Here is a 15,333-nt window from a genome sequence, read left to right as displayed (position 1 = left end):
ACACCTAAGGTCTTTAAAAGTGTTACCGAATTTTATCGAAGTTCCTCAATTGCTTGTTGCAAGTTCGCAAGGAACTTCCCTGCGTGAGCCCCGTCCATTTGCGTGTGGTGGAACTGGAGCGAAACTGGCATTTCATAGCGGAAGAGACGCTTCCTGTAACGTCCCCAAATCATAAACGGGTTGTTGAAAATGCCGGAATTCATGCCGACCGCGCCGTCGATTTCTGTATCGATAATAGCCGAAGTGCCAATGACCATGCTGTTTTCGGACAAGTCCCAATCCTGGCAACTTTCCGCAACGATTTTTGTGTACTTGAGGTAGTCGCGGTTGAATGTCGCCAAATCTTCGGAATATGGGATGTCGCAAGAGCTGACTTCGCCTTCGTCGTTTTTCACGATTGTATTCACCGCAATTGAATCGTATTGCATGAGCTTGCCGTTTACCGGGAGCATGTAAAATTCCTTAACGCTTGCCGCAGCCTTACTGATGCAGTAATCCATAAGCATGTTGAACTTCAAGCCGCGCTTCTTGCTCACCTTCACAAGCCTTGTGACATTCAACGATTTGAAAAATGTCACCATCGGATTCGGAGCTTGCATCCAAAACTCAAACGCCTTCGCTCTCGTTGTGCTTTTCGGATCGATTTCTTTTGCCATTTTTTGCCTTTAAATATGTTCGCCGATGACTTTATCCGTTTCGACGGAGTTTCATCACTTTCACGGGGCGCTTGCTGCCGCCATAAAGATTTTCGCAGTAGCGCATTTCTCCAGTTTCGCGGAACCCGCATTTTTCCATCACGCGTCCAGAGGCGGGGTTGTCGATGAAAAAGTCGCTCCAGAGAACATCGATGTGTTTTTCATTGAAGCAATAGTCTATCATCTGCTTTAACGCTTCAGTACAAATTCCTTTGTTCCAGTAAGGCTTTGCAATCCAGTAGCCGGCTTCGGCTTCGTTCTCGCCGATGTCGATGTTGCTTTCGCCTTTGAGCAGGTAACCGATACAGCCGATGGGTTCTCCCGTTTCTTTCAGCTCGATGGCCCACATGTGATCCCCGCCAAAAATTGTGCGGATGATTTGCAGGCTTTCTTCTACGCTCTTGTGCGGTTCCCAACCGGCGCGTGGACCCACATCTGGATCGCTAGCGTATTTGAACAAAGCTTCCGCATCGCTTTCGCGCCACGGGCGCAGTAAAAAACTATCTGTTTCCATTTGTGTATGTCTTGAAAAAATGTTGTAAGTGCTTCTCGATGAATTTGAGTGCTTCTTTTTCGCATTTCGGCTGGCGATCGACTTTAGAAATCCAGAGTGCTACGGGCGCAGTAATCTCTGTCGCAAGCATTTCCGGGTCGTCCTTCACAATCACGCCTGCGGCCATCAGGGTTTCGAGAATCTTCTTGTACATTTGCAGAAGTCCATCCACCTGATGCCTTGTCGTGATTTCGGCGAGGCGCTCGCTGCGGAACTGTTCCTGCACCAAGAAAATGCGCATTTTTTTGATGATTGGGTCGGTCATCGTAAAGCGCACTTTCTTCATTGTCTCGTGGATGAATCCGTCGATGCTTTCGGGGATTGTGCCGACTTTCTTCGCGGAGCCGAACGATTCCTCGTAACGCGCTTCGGCAATGTCGATCAGCGAATTCAGAATGTCTTCTTTGCCTTTGAAATGCTTGTAAAGCGAAGGCGCCTTGATGCCGACATCCTGGGCGATTTGCTCCACGCTCGTGCCATCGTATCCGTTTTTGGCAAATAGCGTTAATGCGGTTTCTAGAATTTTTTCTTTAGTGGACATGGCGCCTCTTGTTTTTGAAGTTTACGGCTTTTATGGCTAATGTGTGTTAGCTAAAATAGCTAATAGCTATTAGCCTGTCAAGAGGCGGGGCGACTAATTAAAGCCCTTAATTTTACACTTTCTTTCGGATGACGGTCAGCAGTTTCTTGGCGCGGGTGGCGCCAACGAGCAGAAGGCGTTTCCAGTCTTCGCGCTTGCTTGTCTCGGTCGGTTCTTCCACATCGACGAGGATTACCGCCATCGTGTCGAGTCCCTTGATGCGGTAGGCACTCACGATGTTCACTTTGTCCTGAATGAGCTTCTTGCCGCCGACCTTGTTCCACACGAAACGGTCATCCTTGATGTTTTTGATGCCGGATCTTGCTTCGCTACGCATGGAGACGACGAGAACTTCGGAAGGCTTGACGCTGTACTTTCGCTCAAGTTCGTTGTAGCTGTTGATGAGCAGCTGCTCTTCTTCTGAAACATCCTTGTAGCGGTATTCCTTGACGGACGTCCCTTGTGGCGTGTTGTTGTAGCTCTGCAAGCGAATATTGGTGTTCTTGTAAATCCATTCCAGGATTTTCTTGGTGTTGCGGAAACCGCGCTTGAGAACCATGACCGGCATGGCTTTTACCTGGACGTTTTCGATGCCGTCACGGTTGGCGTAAAGTCGTTGCGCCGGGTCGTAGAAAACACGTGCAAACCCGCGTTCCTTATCGCGCAGGAGCCCGATGAGCGTGTCAATCCATTCGCTGGCGAAGTCTTGCGCTTCGTCGATAATGACTGCGTCAAAGAACATCTTTTCGCGCTGCTTCTTGTCCTTGAACAGTTTTGTCTGGGCGTTGGTGAATGCCTTGGGCAGTTCCTTGTCGTAATACTGCGATTTGTCGGCGCCCATTTTAGGCAGTTCCTTTACTGCCTTGGCGTATTTTTTGCACCAGTCGGCGTAAACGTTGACTTCGATTTTCCCGAAGCCGACTCCTCCGTCGCGTCCGTATTTGTCGGTCACGATTTTGCGTTCTTTAGCGAGCGCATTCTCTACGTCTTCGCGGAGCTCTTCGGCGAGCAAGTCATTGTAGCAAGCGATGGCGACGCTTTTACCGATTTTTGAAAGTCGGAGCGCTTCCCAGATGACCATGCGGGATTTTCCGGAACCAGCCACGCCTTCAATTCTCACGCGGTTGTTCCTGGAAATGGATTCCATCATCATCTGCTGCATTTCTGTCGCTTGCTCGGAATAGTAATTGTCTTCGCGCAAAGTGTCTGCAGCGGTTTGTATGTCGCCGATGCCGTCGAAAAAGTTGCGGAGCGCAAAGAATGCGTCTTCGTCAAGGTATTCGTTTGGATATGGGTTCCCGCCATGGGATTCTTCGGGAGTCTGGAGAATTTCAATTAAACGTTCTTCAAACTTGTTCACGTCTTGCATGTCGGGCTTCAATAACGCGCGCTTTCTCGGAATTTCCGAGAGAGGAATGCCTTCCATGTTTTCCATGTCGCTGAAGCATACCGCCCATTGTACACGCACTCTGTAGAATTCTTTATTCAGGGGTGCCTTGAGCAGTTTTTTCATGTGCTCGTGTAATGGGGCGATTAGTGATGCTACTTGAATGTGAGGGGGCTTTGCCATGGACTTTCCGCTCTGCATCCAGACAACATTGCCTGTTTGAGCTTGGAAACGGGCGGAAATTTTCCCGGATTTGCATTCAACAAGGAGGAGACCGTGCTTGCGGTGGTATAGGACTGCGTCGACTTCACGCAGGACGGAGCCCGTGCTGTCGATGTCGAAATACCAGGATCTGTCCATCCAGACGAGCCAATTGTCGTCGAGTAAGTTGGCTATGCGGGAAAAATCAACTTCTGCACGGGATGGATTATCTGGGGTAACGTCGGCTCGGACGGTCATAAGCTCTCCTTTTTAGGGATAATATAAGAAAAATCCTCGGTGTTTTACCGAGGATTTTTGTGGATTTCTGGGGTGGATTAGAAGTTGAATATCGTTTCGAGGCCGAAGTAGAACGATGCGTCTTTGCCGTAATCGGTGGTGGATACCCATTTGTCGTGTTCATCCTTTTTCCAGTCATCTCCCACGGGGACAACGACCTTTACAAAACCTTTCATATTGAGATTCTCGACCGGGCTGAAGTAAAGACGCGGACCGAAATTGACAGAACCGAGTTCCTTCGTGTTATCGATAGTGTTTGTATGCCATTCACCCACAAAACCTGCGGTAAAGATGTCGGTTGCCTTGAAATCGATTTCGCCGTAGGCAAACTTGTATTCAGGGATTTCATAAGCATCGCCGGATTCATGGATTGTTGCCTTGTCCATATCGTCATCAAAGAAAGCGAAGAATATGCCTGTTTTGATGAGCACGCGGCCAAGGTTCAACGTGGGTTCGGCTAACAACGCGTGCGTGGCGTTAGGGTAGGACTTTTTCATGCGGTCAGCATGCAAGCCATAAACGGCGTGGATGTCAAAAGGTCCTAATAAAAGATCGGTATGCAAGCCGGCGTGAAGCTCGTTTTCATCTTTTGTTTGCCAGCTTTTATAGTGGAAAAACGGACGGAATGATTGACCCGCAATATCAAATTGGTAGGCTAAGTGGATATCGTAGCTTTTGTTGGCTTCGCCATAGCAAGATATGTTTTTGCTGCATGAAAAGTCGTTGCTGCCACGACCAAAGCCTAAACCAAATTGAAATCCGTATAGCTGCATGTCTAGACCACGAATGTCGTGTTCTCTCATGCCTGCGGCATAGATCCCTGCATCGTCATAATTGTAGAATGAGAATGCGCCTTCGGAGAATGTCAAATCACCCACACGGAGTGTGAAGTTGTCGCCTCTGTTGTATTGAATGTATGCCTTTTTGTAGGTGACGAATGGATCTTCGGAATTTCCATCGGCTTCAATTTCTGCAAAGGCAGACCAGTTTTCGTTGAATTTGACATTGAAGTCTACGTCGATGGTGGAGGCGTAGCTATGATAAATTCTTTGATCTTGTGCTGTTGATGCATGTGCGTATGCGTCGAACTCCGCTTTTCCGGATACTTTGAATTCAGGACCTTTCTTTTCGACTGCTACGTCTGTAGCTTTTGTAGGTTCGACTGCGGGCTGATTTGCTGTTTGGGCTGTTGAGGCTTCTTGCGCAAAAACGTTTGCAGCGGCAAGGCCAAAAGCCATTGCGGTAAGCTTAATGGTATTCATAGTTATTTTCTCCTTGTCTTGTAATAAGAAAATAACTTAAAATGTGTCAAATAAATAATAAAGTCTTGGTCTAAATTGGAATAGCGTAATCTATTTCATCTTGAACGCTAGCATCGTGATGTCGTCGAATTGCGGGGCGTTCCCTGCAAATTCCTTGACTGCCATGCGGACTTTGCGGCACAGGAGGCGGATAGAATCGTCTTTGGATTCGTTCAAAATTTTCTGCAAACGTTCCATGCCGAATTCTTCGTCCTTTTCGTTTGTGGCTTCGGGAACGCCGTCGGTATAGGTGAAAATCGTATCGCCCGGCTTGAGCTGCACTTCGAATTCCTTGTACCTGTAGCCTTCCATGCCGGCGAGGACAAAACCGCTTTTGAGGGTGGCGACCTCGAATTCTCCGTTCTCATGCTTGATGAACGGTTTTTCGTGACCTGCATTGGCATAGACGAGGTGCCCCGTCTTGATATTCAGCACACCGCAAAGGCATGTGACAAACATGTCGTGAACGTTGTGTTCGGCGAGTTCATCGTTTGCGCGGTTGAGGGCTTCGGCGGGCGAGAGTCCGTGTTGCAAGTTGTGTCTCAACACGATCTTGGAGACCATCATAAAGAGTGCTGCTGGGACGCCTTTGCCTGAAACGTCAGCGATCACAAGGGCGAGGTGGTCGTCGTCTATCATGAGGTTGTCGTAAAAGTCGCCGCCAACTTCAAGCGCGGGGCGCATCATAGCGTAATTGTCAAAACCTTCAACATTAACGGGCTTTGATAGCGATGCGCGCTGGATTGTCGTTGCAATGGAAAGCTCCGTATGGACTTTCTGTTGCTTGGCTGTTGCCTCGGTCAAGTGCTTCACGTAATCGTCCAGTTCCGTTGCCATTTCCTGGTACGAGCGGGCGAGCTTGCCGACTTCGGAGGTAAAGTAGACGTATTTTTGGCATTTTTTCAGAGTCTTATGGATTCTTTCGTAAATATCTTTGTTCTGCCCAAAAGTCTTTGCGATTTCGCTCATGCTTTCGATAGGCTTTGTGACGGTGCGTTCCATGTAGTAGAGGAACCCGAGTGAAACCCAGATGGCGATGTTCAGTATGGCGCCGATGTAAAAGTAAACGTAGTTCCAGAGGTTAAGGTTGTTCTCGCCGTATTTAAGCGCAATGCTTGGGTAGCTTGTAATACCGATCGCTACGGAAATAACGATACTCGTGACTAGAAAAAACAAGATGAATTTTTCGTTGAGCGAGAATGAAAAGATGAACTTAGCATTTTTTTTCTGCTTTCTGCGTATGTTGTTCTGGCAAATGAGCGAGGCGCAGATTAGATACGGAAACCCTATAATCACCATTGTGATAAATTGATTGAAGAAAATGTTTGCCGAGAGCATCGAAAAATAGTGTTCGTCAAATTTTAGTTTGATGACGCTTACGACCATGAACGCTGCCGCAAGTGAATCTAGGATGACGATGAGCATGTATTGCACATTCTTGTAAACCTTGTCGAGCTTGAACTTGTTCTTGTCGTTTTTGCGGAGCCTGTTCCAAATCACGGCGGGGACGTAACCGTAAATAATCTGGACGAAAAATCCTGGGATGAAGATAATCGCGTCATAGCCTGACATGATGTCGGCGATGAGGTTTGCAATCGCGCAGCCGAGGACGCCTGCAAATCCAAAGGAAATACCGAACAATAAGGGGAGCGCTGCCACAATGCGGACTTCAGTTGTGTCGGAAATCTTGAAAAGTTCTCGGCAGGGAAATCCGAGAACAAAGAATATAAGCCCGCAAATAATGGCGATGAGTATATATTTATGAATATTCTTCATAAAAACTCCTTCTTAATTTTTAATATAAACATTTTTTGGAGAAGGAGGAAAAATGCGTTCTTCCAATTGCGACTATAGTTTAAAATGGCTTTTGGAGGACGAAAACGGCAAAAAGCGTCAAAAAACGAAAAGACCTCTCTTTCGAGAAGTCTTTTTCGCGGGATAGACGAGGCTTGAACTCGCAACCTCCGGCGTGACAGGCCGGTGCTCTAACCAAAATTGAGCTACCACCCCAAGTGGTTCGACTGATTTCTCAATCGGTAGACCATATTTAAAAACTTGTTTTGATTCAGTCAAGTCCTTTTTGTAAAAAAAATCAATTTTTTTAATTTTGTATCATTTAAAACTTGTCTAATGATACAAAAAATGTTATATTAAAGTCATGAAGGGAAATGATTCGTATAGGGAGATCTTATGAAACCGGTAACAGAATATCGTGACTATCGCTGCTGCATGCAGGATTTTTACGATGAACGTAAGAGGACTTGCTCGTTTACGTGGCGTGAGTTCGCTCGTCTGGCTGGCTTCACATCGCCGACTTACCTGAAGTTGGTGTGCGAAGGGAAAAGTAGCCTTAGCGAACTAGGTATTGAAAGGGTGGCATCTGCCATGAACCTGGGCGGCTTCGAGTATGCCTATTTCCGCAGTTTGGTGCGCTATAACCAGGCGAAGGATGACGAAACGAAAAAGAACGCCTTTGCGAGCATGAAGGATATTGCGGAAGCAAACAAGATTCGTGTAGTTGATGGAGATGCCTTCACTTATTTTGAGTCTTGGAAAAATCCTGTTTTGCGCGAACTGGTGGCGATGATGCCGGGGGCAACTCCCGAAGATGTTGCCGAAATGTGCTGGCAGCCGATCACTGCGGATGAAGTGCGTAAATCCTTGGACTTTATGGTCAGTGTTGGGATTTTGCAGCGCAAGTCCAAAAATGTCTATGTGCAGACGGATAAGGCTTTGGTCGGCAATTCCGAAGTGATGCCTTTGGTGGTTCGCTCCATGCACCGTGAAATGGCTGGCTTTGCGCAGAAGGCTATTGACGAGTATGATATTCATGAGCGTGATGTTTCCGGTGTGACCATGGGGATTGACCGAGAAACTTACGAACAGATTGTGCGGGAACTGGATTCCTGTCGCAGAAAGATTGTGGCGATTGCCAACATGAGTAAGGAACCGTGTCAAGTTTATCGATTGAACTTGCAGATGTTCCCTTTGTCTAAAAATACACATAAAAATAATGAGGGCTGATATGAATAAATACATTGGAACTAACGTTTTGTGTTTGGGGTTGTTAGGGGCCCTTGCATTAACGGCGTGTTCAGACGAATCCGGGGTTTCCAAAAATTTTGGAACTACCGAAGAAAAAAACGCATTCTGGAATGAATCCGCCAATCTTAAGGATTGGAACGTCATGAAGGGATCGGACATTAAGCTGGAAAATGGCAAGAGCGCTTTGCTCGGTCGTGTTTCGCTGAAAAAGTCCGGTGATGACCTTGCACGTGCCGGTATCGCCTATGACGTTTCCAACGAGGATGGTTCTCCGACCGATCTTTCTCAGGGGAGCGATGGTTTGTGCGTCTCGTACAAGTCTGACTTTACCGTGGAGGTCCGCCTCGATACGGCTGACTACGCAAGTTCTTCTGTGGATAAGGATGTGCCTTTCGTCAGTCTGAATATGAAGGATTCCGGATCCGAAAGCCATTGCGCATCTTGGGAAGATTTCAAGATGAAAAAATCGGATAAAACGGATGGTTCCGATGTTGTCAAGAAGGTGCGTTCTGTGCAAATCGTTTTTGTGGGCGAGTCGGGTTCAACGGGTGAATTTAGCATTCAACGTCTGTCTCCTTATGTTCGCTCGGATTTGTGGATTGGTAAATCAGACGGCGCTCGCGTAAAGACAGGTTATGCTAAAGGCGATGAAGGAACTTCTGGTACGATGACTTTCTTTGAAGATTCTTCCCATGCCTATTATGAATGGATGTATGATCTCCCCGAATTCGGCGTCTTTCCCGAAGATTATACGGAGCTGGACAAAAGAATTGAAAGTCATGAAGGTTATTATGGCCATGTTATCTTTAATGATGTTAACTCCAATCCGGATGTCGGTTTTGAATTCCTTGTTGCAGGGAAAACCACTAAAAAGAACAAGGATTTCATTTATACGGCAGACGTGTCTGGTTTGTGGAAGGGCATGTGCTTGGAATATGAATCGCAAATGGATATTGTAATGGAACTTGTTCCTGGGGATTCCTCGGCGGGCACCCTTGAAAAGAAGAGCAAGACAATGACTTTTACCAAGAACAACGATATGGAAAAGAACTGTGTGGTATTTGCCGATGCCCTGCAGGGTTCCGATAGCGATATTCTTAAGCATCTGGCAAAGATTCGCTTCAAGTTCGCAAAGGAAAACAAGGCCGGAACGATGGTCGGAATCAGACGTATTAGCGCCTTGGTGCCGGAAAATCTTTCTGTCAAGGAATCTGGCGAATTCAAGGAAGTGAAGCCTACGGAATCTTCTAGCTACAAGTCTGGAAAGAGCTTCTTGTGGGATGGCTCTAAAGATGGTGACCACGTGGATCTCGGCATCTCTGGTGCAGCAGCTGGCGGCGTTTGGACGAATTCTCCAGATGAAATGGATACGTATAGTTTCGGCTTCCCCGATGATGTCGAAGCTGATGATGATGGCTATGTCACTGAATCCTTGGTAAGCAAGTATCACAAGTTTACGGGATACGTGAAGTCGGATGACGGTATCTATGATTTGGATAAGGTTGCAACGATTGGCTTTAATACGGTCAGTTCGAAACAAGAAACCGCTGACATCAGTGCGTGGGATGGCTTCTGCATTCATTATAGTACTGACAGCTTTGTTAGAATCGCGCTCGTTACTGATGCTTCTGCAAATAAATACTGGTATGCTGAAGTTGAATATTCCGACGACATGACGTGGGGCAAGGTTTCTTGGAAGGCTTTCAAGAATGTCGACGAGGAATCTAGTGAAAAGATTGAAGATGCCATCGGAAAAATTACGTCGGTTCGTCTTCAGTTCCCTGTGGATGGCGAATTTGTTGTCGATAAGTTCGGGTCTTACGACCAATGCGGTAAGTAAAGAAGTCTGAGAGTTGTATTGTTAGGAGGAAAGAATAGCCACGAGAAATCGTGGCTATTTCTATCTAATTTCTGTTCAAATGTTCACTAATTTTTAGACATTTGGGGCCTCTTTTTCTATATTTGCGTCCATGACGAAATCTATTGAAATCCGTGATGCGCATGAACACAACCTCCGCCATGTTGATTTGACGATTCCCCGCGACTCGATTGTCGTGGTCACAGGCGTTTCGGGCTCGGGCAAGTCGAGCCTTGCTTTTGATACGGTGTTCCAGGAAGGGCAGCGCCGTTTTGTGGAGTCGCTTTCGGCGTATGCACGCCAGTTCATCGGGCGTATGAAGCACCCGGATGTGGAAAGTGTTCGCGGAATTTCGCCGACGATTTCGATTGACCAAAAGACGGTGAACCGTAACCCGCGCAGTACGGTGGGTACGGTGGTCGAAATTTTGGACCATTACCGTTTGATGTTTGCGCGCCTTGGCGTTCCGCATTGCCCCAAGTGCGGCAAAGTGATTCAGGCGCAGTCGGTGGATCAGATTGTCGATAATTTGTACGCTAGCGACGAGAACAAAAAGATTTTGGTGATGGCGCCGATTGTGCAGGAGCGCAAGGGTGAATACCGCAAGGAACTCGCGGAGCTCAAGGAAAATGGATTTGTCCGCGTGCGCGTGGATGGGACGATTTACAGGCTCGAAGAAGTGCCACTGTTGGTGCGTTACGAGAAGCACACGATTGAAGTGGTGATTGACCGCTTGACGCTCGAACGCAAGAACATGAGCCGTTTGCGCGAGGCCATTGAAGGTGCGCTCAAGCTCACGGACGGAAAGCTCGTGTCGTTCTTGCTGACATCGCAAGAGGCGGGCGCGGATGGTGCCGCGAAGGAAGAATACCGCTTGCAGGGTACGCAGCTCGCTTGCCCGAAGTGCGGAATTTCTATTCCGGAACTTGAACCGCGATTCTTTAGCTTTAACGATCCGAAGGGTCAATGCCCCGCATGCAAGGGTCTTGGCGAAAGCTGCGAATTTGACATTAACTTGATTGTCCCGAATCCGAATTTGTCGTTGAAAGAGGGCTGCCTTGCCCCGCAAAAGAAGGATGACGGCTGCATCATCTTTAGCGATTTTGGCTGGCGCAATTTGCGCACGGTTGCAAACGAAATGCATTTTTCGCTTGATACGCCGTGGAACAAACTCAAGAAGGCGCAACAGGATGCCGTGCTGTACGGGACTCCGAGCGGGAGCGAACGCGGCGTGGTGACGATTATGCAGGAACTTTGGGATATGTGGCATATTTACCACTTCCGAAAGTACATGCAGATCGGTGTTTGTCCGGAATGTCACGGAACGCGAATCAACCGCATTGCGGCGGCTGTCGATTTCCACGGTCATAACATTTGCGAGATGACGGAATGGTCCGTCGAAAAGTCTGTCGAGTTTTTTGACAAGCTCAAGTTGAGCCCCAAGGAACAGCGCATCGGTCGCGAAGTGCTCAAGGAAATTCGTGGTCGCCTTGGATTTTTGAAGGCCGTGGGCCTTGGCTATTTGGACATTAGTCGTAAGGCTTCGACGCTTTCGGGCGGTGAGGCGCAGCGTATCAGGCTCGCAAGCGCCGTGGGGGCGGGCTTGCAGGGCGTGCTTTATGTGCTTGATGAACCGAGCATTGGGCTGCACCCACGTGACAACGATAAGTTGCTCGAGATGCTCGAGCGCTTGCGAGCCCAAGGCAACAGCCTTCTCATCGTGGAACACGACGAGGATACGATGCGTCATGCGGACTGCGTGATTGACGTGGGCCCTGGCGCGGGTGTCGAGGGCGGTCGCATTTTGGCGGCTGGCACGGTCGACGAACTGGAGAAGAACAAGTCGTCACTTACGGGCGCGTACTTGAGCGGTCGCAAAGCGATTGAAATCCCGTCGCAGCGCATGAGAATTGACAAGAATACGCCAAAGCTCAAGATTTGCGGTGCTTGCGAAAACAACCTCAAGAATGTCGATGTCGAAATTCCGCTTGGCGGCGCGTTTACTGTAGTGACGGGTGTTTCGGGCTCGGGCAAGAGTACGCTTATCAACCAGATTTTGCGCCGTGAACTTGCGCGTGTGTTCTACAATTCCGAAGAACCGGTCGGCAAGTTTGACCATTTGGAAGGTCTAGAAAACATCGACAAGGTCATCGAAATTGACCAGACGCCGATTGGACGTACTCCGCGCAGTAACCCGGCAACTTATACTAAAATTTGGGACGATATCCGCGACTTGTTTGCCGGCATGGAAGAAAGTAAGGTGCGCGGGTACACGAAGAGCCGCTTTAGCTTTAACGTGAAGGGTGGTCGCTGTGACGCTTGCGAAGGTGCTGGCGTGAAGGTCATCGATATGCACATTTTGCCGAGTGTACAAGTCACTTGCGATGTGTGCGATGGCAAGCGCTTTAACGAAGCGACCAGAGAAGTTTATTTCAAGGGCAAGAATATTTCTGAAGTGCTTGACATGAGCATTGCCGAAGCCGCTGAATTTTTCAAGGACATTCCGAAAATTGCAGAACCGCTCAAGCTCCTTTGCGAAGTGGGCCTTGGCTATTTGACACTTGGTCAACCTTCGACGACTTTGAGCGGTGGTGAAGCGCAGCGCGTGAAGATTGCTTCGGAACTGCGCCGTCCGGGTACGGGCAAGACGCTTTACTTGCTCGATGAACCGACAACCGGTTTGCATTTTGAAGATATCCGCCGATTGCTGGAATGCTTGAACCGCTTGCGCAGTCTCGGCAACAGCGTCGTGGTGATTGAACACAACCTCGACGTGATCAAGTGTGCGGACTGGATTATCGATTTGGGCCCGGATGCGGGCGTGAATGGCGGCCGCATTATTGCAACGGGAACTCCCGAACAAATTGCCAAGTGCAAAAAGTCGGAGACGGGGCGTTATTTGGCTCCGGTGCTTGCGAAAAAGCACGGCGAAAACAAGCATTTTGAACGTACGGACGAAAAGGGCGAAGATTACTCGCTCGATATCGAAGTTCATGGTGCGCGCAAACACAATCTCAAGAACATCGACGTGACGATTCCGCGCCACAAGCTCACTGTGATTACGGGCGTTTCGGGCTCGGGCAAGTCGAGCCTCGCGTTCCATACGCTCTTTAGCGAAGGACAGCGCCGCTTTGTGGAAACACTCAGCACATATGCTCGCCGCTTCTTGGGCCGCCCTGACCGTGGTAGCATTGATTCCATTTCGGGCCTCGCCCCTGCGATTGCTATTGACCAGAAGAGCGCAAGCAAGAGTCCGCGCAGTACGGTGGCAACGCTCACTGAAATTTACGATTACTTCCGCATTTTGTGGGCTCGCGTGGGTACGGCTCACTGCCTCCATTGCGGAAAGCCGGTCAGCTCATATGCAACGGGCGACTTGATGCAGCATGCGTTTGACCGTGACCTCAACAAGATGGTGACGATTCTTGCTCCGTTCGAAATCAAGGACGAAATTAAGCTCTCCAAGATTCTCACGGAAAAGGGTTACCGCAAGGCTTATCTCGGCAAAAAGCTCGTTGAACTTCCGCTGCCGAAAATCCCCATTCGCGAAAAACAGTTGCTCGCTGTTGTGGATTCCGTGGTGGTCAAGGAAGAAAATCGTGCCCGCTTGGTCGAAGCGTTTGAACGCGGCTACCGCGATGGTAACGGCATTTTGTACGTGGATTGCGATGGCGAAGAACGCCTTTCTGCTAGTGAAAAGCCGGGTTGCCCGGAATGTGGCTGGTACATGGATTCTGCGCTCAACCCGAAACATTTCAGTTTCAACACGCATTGGGGTGCTTGCGAAACTTGCCTTGGTCTTGGTCACTTCAAGGATGGCGAAGAATGCCCCGACTGCCACGGCGAACGCTTGAAGCCTGAATATCTTGCGGTGCGCATCTTGGGCAAGAACATCATGGACGTGCATCACATGAGCATTGCCGAAGCTCGCGATTGGTTTGCAAAAGTCGATTTCGCAAACGAAGAAAATGCAACGTCCGCATCCATCCAAAGCAAGACGACAATTGCCGCTCCGCTCCTCCGCGAAATCATTGGCCGTTTGGACTTTTTGATTAGCGTGGGCCTCGGCTATATTGGCCTTGACCGTGCGGGCGATACTTTGAGCGGTGGCGAGTCGCAGCGCATCCGCTTGGCAAGCCAGATTGGTAGCGGTCTCGAAGGCGTCTTGTACGTGCTTGATGAACCGACCGTCGGCCTTCACGAAAGCGATACTGCAAAACTTTTGGACACGCTTTACCGCTTGCGTGACCTTGGCAATACGCTCGTGGTTGTGGAACACGATCTCAAGATGATGCAAGCCGCAGACCACATTATTGATATGGGTCCGGGGGCGGGAGACTTTGGTGGTGAAGTCGTAGCCGAAGGCTCTCCAGCAGAACTTGCGAAGCCTTATGCTCTGCAACAGTTCCCGCGCAGCGAAACCGTCAAGTTCCTCACGTATTCCACGCCGGTGGCAAACCAGCTGGAGCCCGTGCAGATTACGGATGATACTGAATTTTACGAATTCAAGAACCTCAAGGCGAATAACCTTAAGAATTTGTCTGTAAAATTCCCAAAGAAGGCTGTGAGCGTTGTCTGTGGCGTTTCGGGTTCGGGCAAGAGTTCGCTTGTCGTAGATGAAATCTTCCCGGCTCTCAAAAAGCAGTTCCAGGCTCGCGGTCGCAAAAAGCAGAGCGGCGAGGTTTTGCTTGTCGACCAGAGTCCGATTTCGGGAACGCCGCGCAGTACGCCGGCGAGCTTTACGGGTGTCTTTGACGATATCCGCAAACTGTTTGCCAAACTCGAACAGTCCAAGATGAAGGGCTTCGATTACGGTCGCTTTAGCTATAACCTTGCGCGAGGCCGTTGCCCCGCTTGCGAGGGCCGTGGTGCAGTCGCGGTCGAAATGCACTTCCTTTCGGACATCTGGGAAACTTGCGAAGTCTGCGGTGGCAAGCGCTACAATCAGGAAACGCTTACAGTCACGTTCAAGGGCAAGAACATTGCCGATGTACTTGATATGCGTGTCGTAGAAGCTTGCGAGTTCTTCAAGGATCAGCCGAAAATTTTGCCGAAGCTCGAATGCCTCCGCGATGTGGGCCTCCCGTACGTGAAACTCGGTCAGCCGGTCACAACGCTTTCGGGTGGCGAATCCCAGCGCTTGAAGCTTGCTGCTGAACTCTGCCGCCGTCCGGCAACAGAAATGGTTTACCTCCTCGATGAGCCGACAACTGGTCTCCATTTGAAGGACATTCAAATCCTCTGGAATCTTTTGCGCAGACTCTCGGCGCGTGGCGATACGGTCATTGTCATTGAACACCACCCCGATATTATCCGTTTGGCTGACTGGAAAGTTGAATTGGGTCCTGTCGGTGGTTCGAATGGCGGTTATTTGCTTGAAATGGGGGCTAATTCTACAAAATAATGGAACTAATTT

9 protein-coding genes and 1 tRNA gene are annotated in these 15,333 nt (G+C 49.1%); 3 read left to right on the top strand and 7 right to left on the bottom strand.

The features are described 5' to 3' along the window. Window positions 1–32: 32 nt before the first annotated feature. The 7 genes from B9Y77_RS13085 to B9Y77_RS13055 all read right to left on the bottom strand — a co-directional run bounded on the left by B9Y77_RS13085 (window position 33) and on the right by B9Y77_RS13055 (window position 7,024). Window positions 33–656: a CatA-like O-acetyltransferase, family 2 gene (locus B9Y77_RS13085; protein ID WP_085491950.1), complete on the bottom strand. Its 624-nt coding sequence runs from the start codon at window positions 654–656 to the stop codon at window positions 33–35. Between the two features lie 31 nt (window positions 657–687). Further along, the gene (locus B9Y77_RS13080) at window positions 688–1,209 is read right to left on the bottom strand and encodes a GNAT family N-acetyltransferase (protein WP_085491949.1); all 522 of its coding nucleotides are present in this window, start codon (window positions 1,207–1,209) and stop codon (window positions 688–690) included. Beyond that, the gene (locus B9Y77_RS13075; RefSeq protein WP_085491948.1) at window positions 1,196–1,789 is read right to left on the bottom strand and encodes a TetR/AcrR family transcriptional regulator; all 594 of its coding nucleotides are present in this window, start codon (window positions 1,787–1,789) and stop codon (window positions 1,196–1,198) included. Before B9Y77_RS13075 ends, B9Y77_RS13080 begins: the two co-directional genes overlap by 14 nt. 112 nt (window positions 1,790–1,901) lie before the next feature. After that, window positions 1,902–3,674 carry a nuclease-related domain-containing DEAD/DEAH box helicase gene (locus B9Y77_RS13070; protein ID WP_085491947.1) on the bottom strand — a complete coding sequence of 591 codons (1,773 nt, stop codon included), beginning with the start codon at window positions 3,672–3,674 and terminating at the stop codon, window positions 1,902–1,904. Between the two features lie 77 nt (window positions 3,675–3,751). Then, window positions 3,752–4,975 carry a hypothetical protein gene (locus B9Y77_RS13065; RefSeq protein WP_085491946.1) on the bottom strand — a complete coding sequence of 408 codons (1,224 nt, stop codon included), beginning with the start codon at window positions 4,973–4,975 and terminating at the stop codon, window positions 3,752–3,754. A gap of 90 nt (window positions 4,976–5,065) precedes the next feature. Then, window positions 5,066–6,790 (bottom strand): SpoIIE family protein phosphatase, encoded by a 1,725-nt coding sequence (locus tag B9Y77_RS13060; protein ID WP_073425119.1) that lies wholly within the window; start codon window positions 6,788–6,790, stop codon window positions 5,066–5,068. A 158-nt stretch (window positions 6,791–6,948) separates the two neighbouring features. Beyond that, window positions 6,949–7,024: transfer RNA gene (locus B9Y77_RS13055), tRNA-Asp, on the bottom strand. Window positions 7,025–7,204: 180 nt separating this feature from the next. On the opposite strand from B9Y77_RS13055, the gene B9Y77_RS13050 reads away from it, so the two are divergent. The 3 genes from B9Y77_RS13050 (at window position 7,205) to uvrA (ending at window position 15,321) form a co-directional block, all read left to right on the top strand. Next, window positions 7,205–8,038: a TIGR02147 family protein gene (locus tag B9Y77_RS13050; RefSeq protein ID WP_073425118.1), complete on the top strand. Its 834-nt coding sequence runs from the start codon at window positions 7,205–7,207 to the stop codon at window positions 8,036–8,038. 1 nt (window position 8,039) lies between these two features. Beyond that, window positions 8,040–9,899, top strand: coding sequence for a hypothetical protein (locus B9Y77_RS13045; protein ID WP_254900039.1), 1,860 nt, complete (start codon window positions 8,040–8,042; stop codon window positions 9,897–9,899). 130 nt (window positions 9,900–10,029) lie between these two features. Further along, window positions 10,030–15,321 carry an excinuclease ABC subunit UvrA gene (gene uvrA, locus B9Y77_RS13040; protein WP_085491945.1) on the top strand — a complete coding sequence of 1,764 codons (5,292 nt, stop codon included), beginning with the start codon at window positions 10,030–10,032 and terminating at the stop codon, window positions 15,319–15,321. Window positions 15,322–15,333 lie beyond the last annotated feature (12 nt).

It is taken from the genome of Fibrobacter sp. UWB13 (assembly GCF_900177805.1).
Lineage (GTDB): Bacteria > Fibrobacterota > Fibrobacteria > Fibrobacterales > Fibrobacteraceae > Fibrobacter.
The sequence above is the reverse complement of the archived record's forward strand: the minus strand, read 5'-3'. Positions and strand labels throughout refer to the sequence as shown.

Excerpts from the sequence above, each read along its gene's own strand:
- B9Y77_RS13050 (WP_073425118.1), top strand. The coding sequence starts at position 7,205 with ATGAAACCGGTAACAGAATATCGTGACTATCGCTGCTGCATGCAGGAT.
- B9Y77_RS13075 (WP_085491948.1), bottom strand. The coding sequence starts at position 1,789 with ATGTCCACTAAAGAAAAAATTCTAGAAACCGCATTAACGCTATTTGCC.
- uvrA (WP_085491945.1), top strand. The coding sequence starts at position 10,030 with ATGACGAAATCTATTGAAATCCGTGATGCGCATGAACACAACCTCCGC.
- B9Y77_RS13070 (WP_085491947.1), bottom strand. The coding sequence starts at position 3,674 with ATGACCGTCCGAGCCGACGTTACCCCAGATAATCCATCCCGTGCAGAA.
- B9Y77_RS13060 (WP_073425119.1), bottom strand. The coding sequence starts at position 6,790 with ATGAAGAATATTCATAAATATATACTCATCGCCATTATTTGCGGGCTT.
- B9Y77_RS13065 (WP_085491946.1), bottom strand. The coding sequence starts at position 4,975 with ATGAATACCATTAAGCTTACCGCAATGGCTTTTGGCCTTGCCGCTGCA.
- B9Y77_RS13045 (WP_254900039.1), top strand. The coding sequence starts at position 8,040 with ATGAATAAATACATTGGAACTAACGTTTTGTGTTTGGGGTTGTTAGGG.
- B9Y77_RS13080 (WP_085491949.1), bottom strand. The coding sequence starts at position 1,209 with ATGGAAACAGATAGTTTTTTACTGCGCCCGTGGCGCGAAAGCGATGCG.
- B9Y77_RS13085 (WP_085491950.1), bottom strand. The coding sequence starts at position 656 with ATGGCAAAAGAAATCGATCCGAAAAGCACAACGAGAGCGAAGGCGTTT.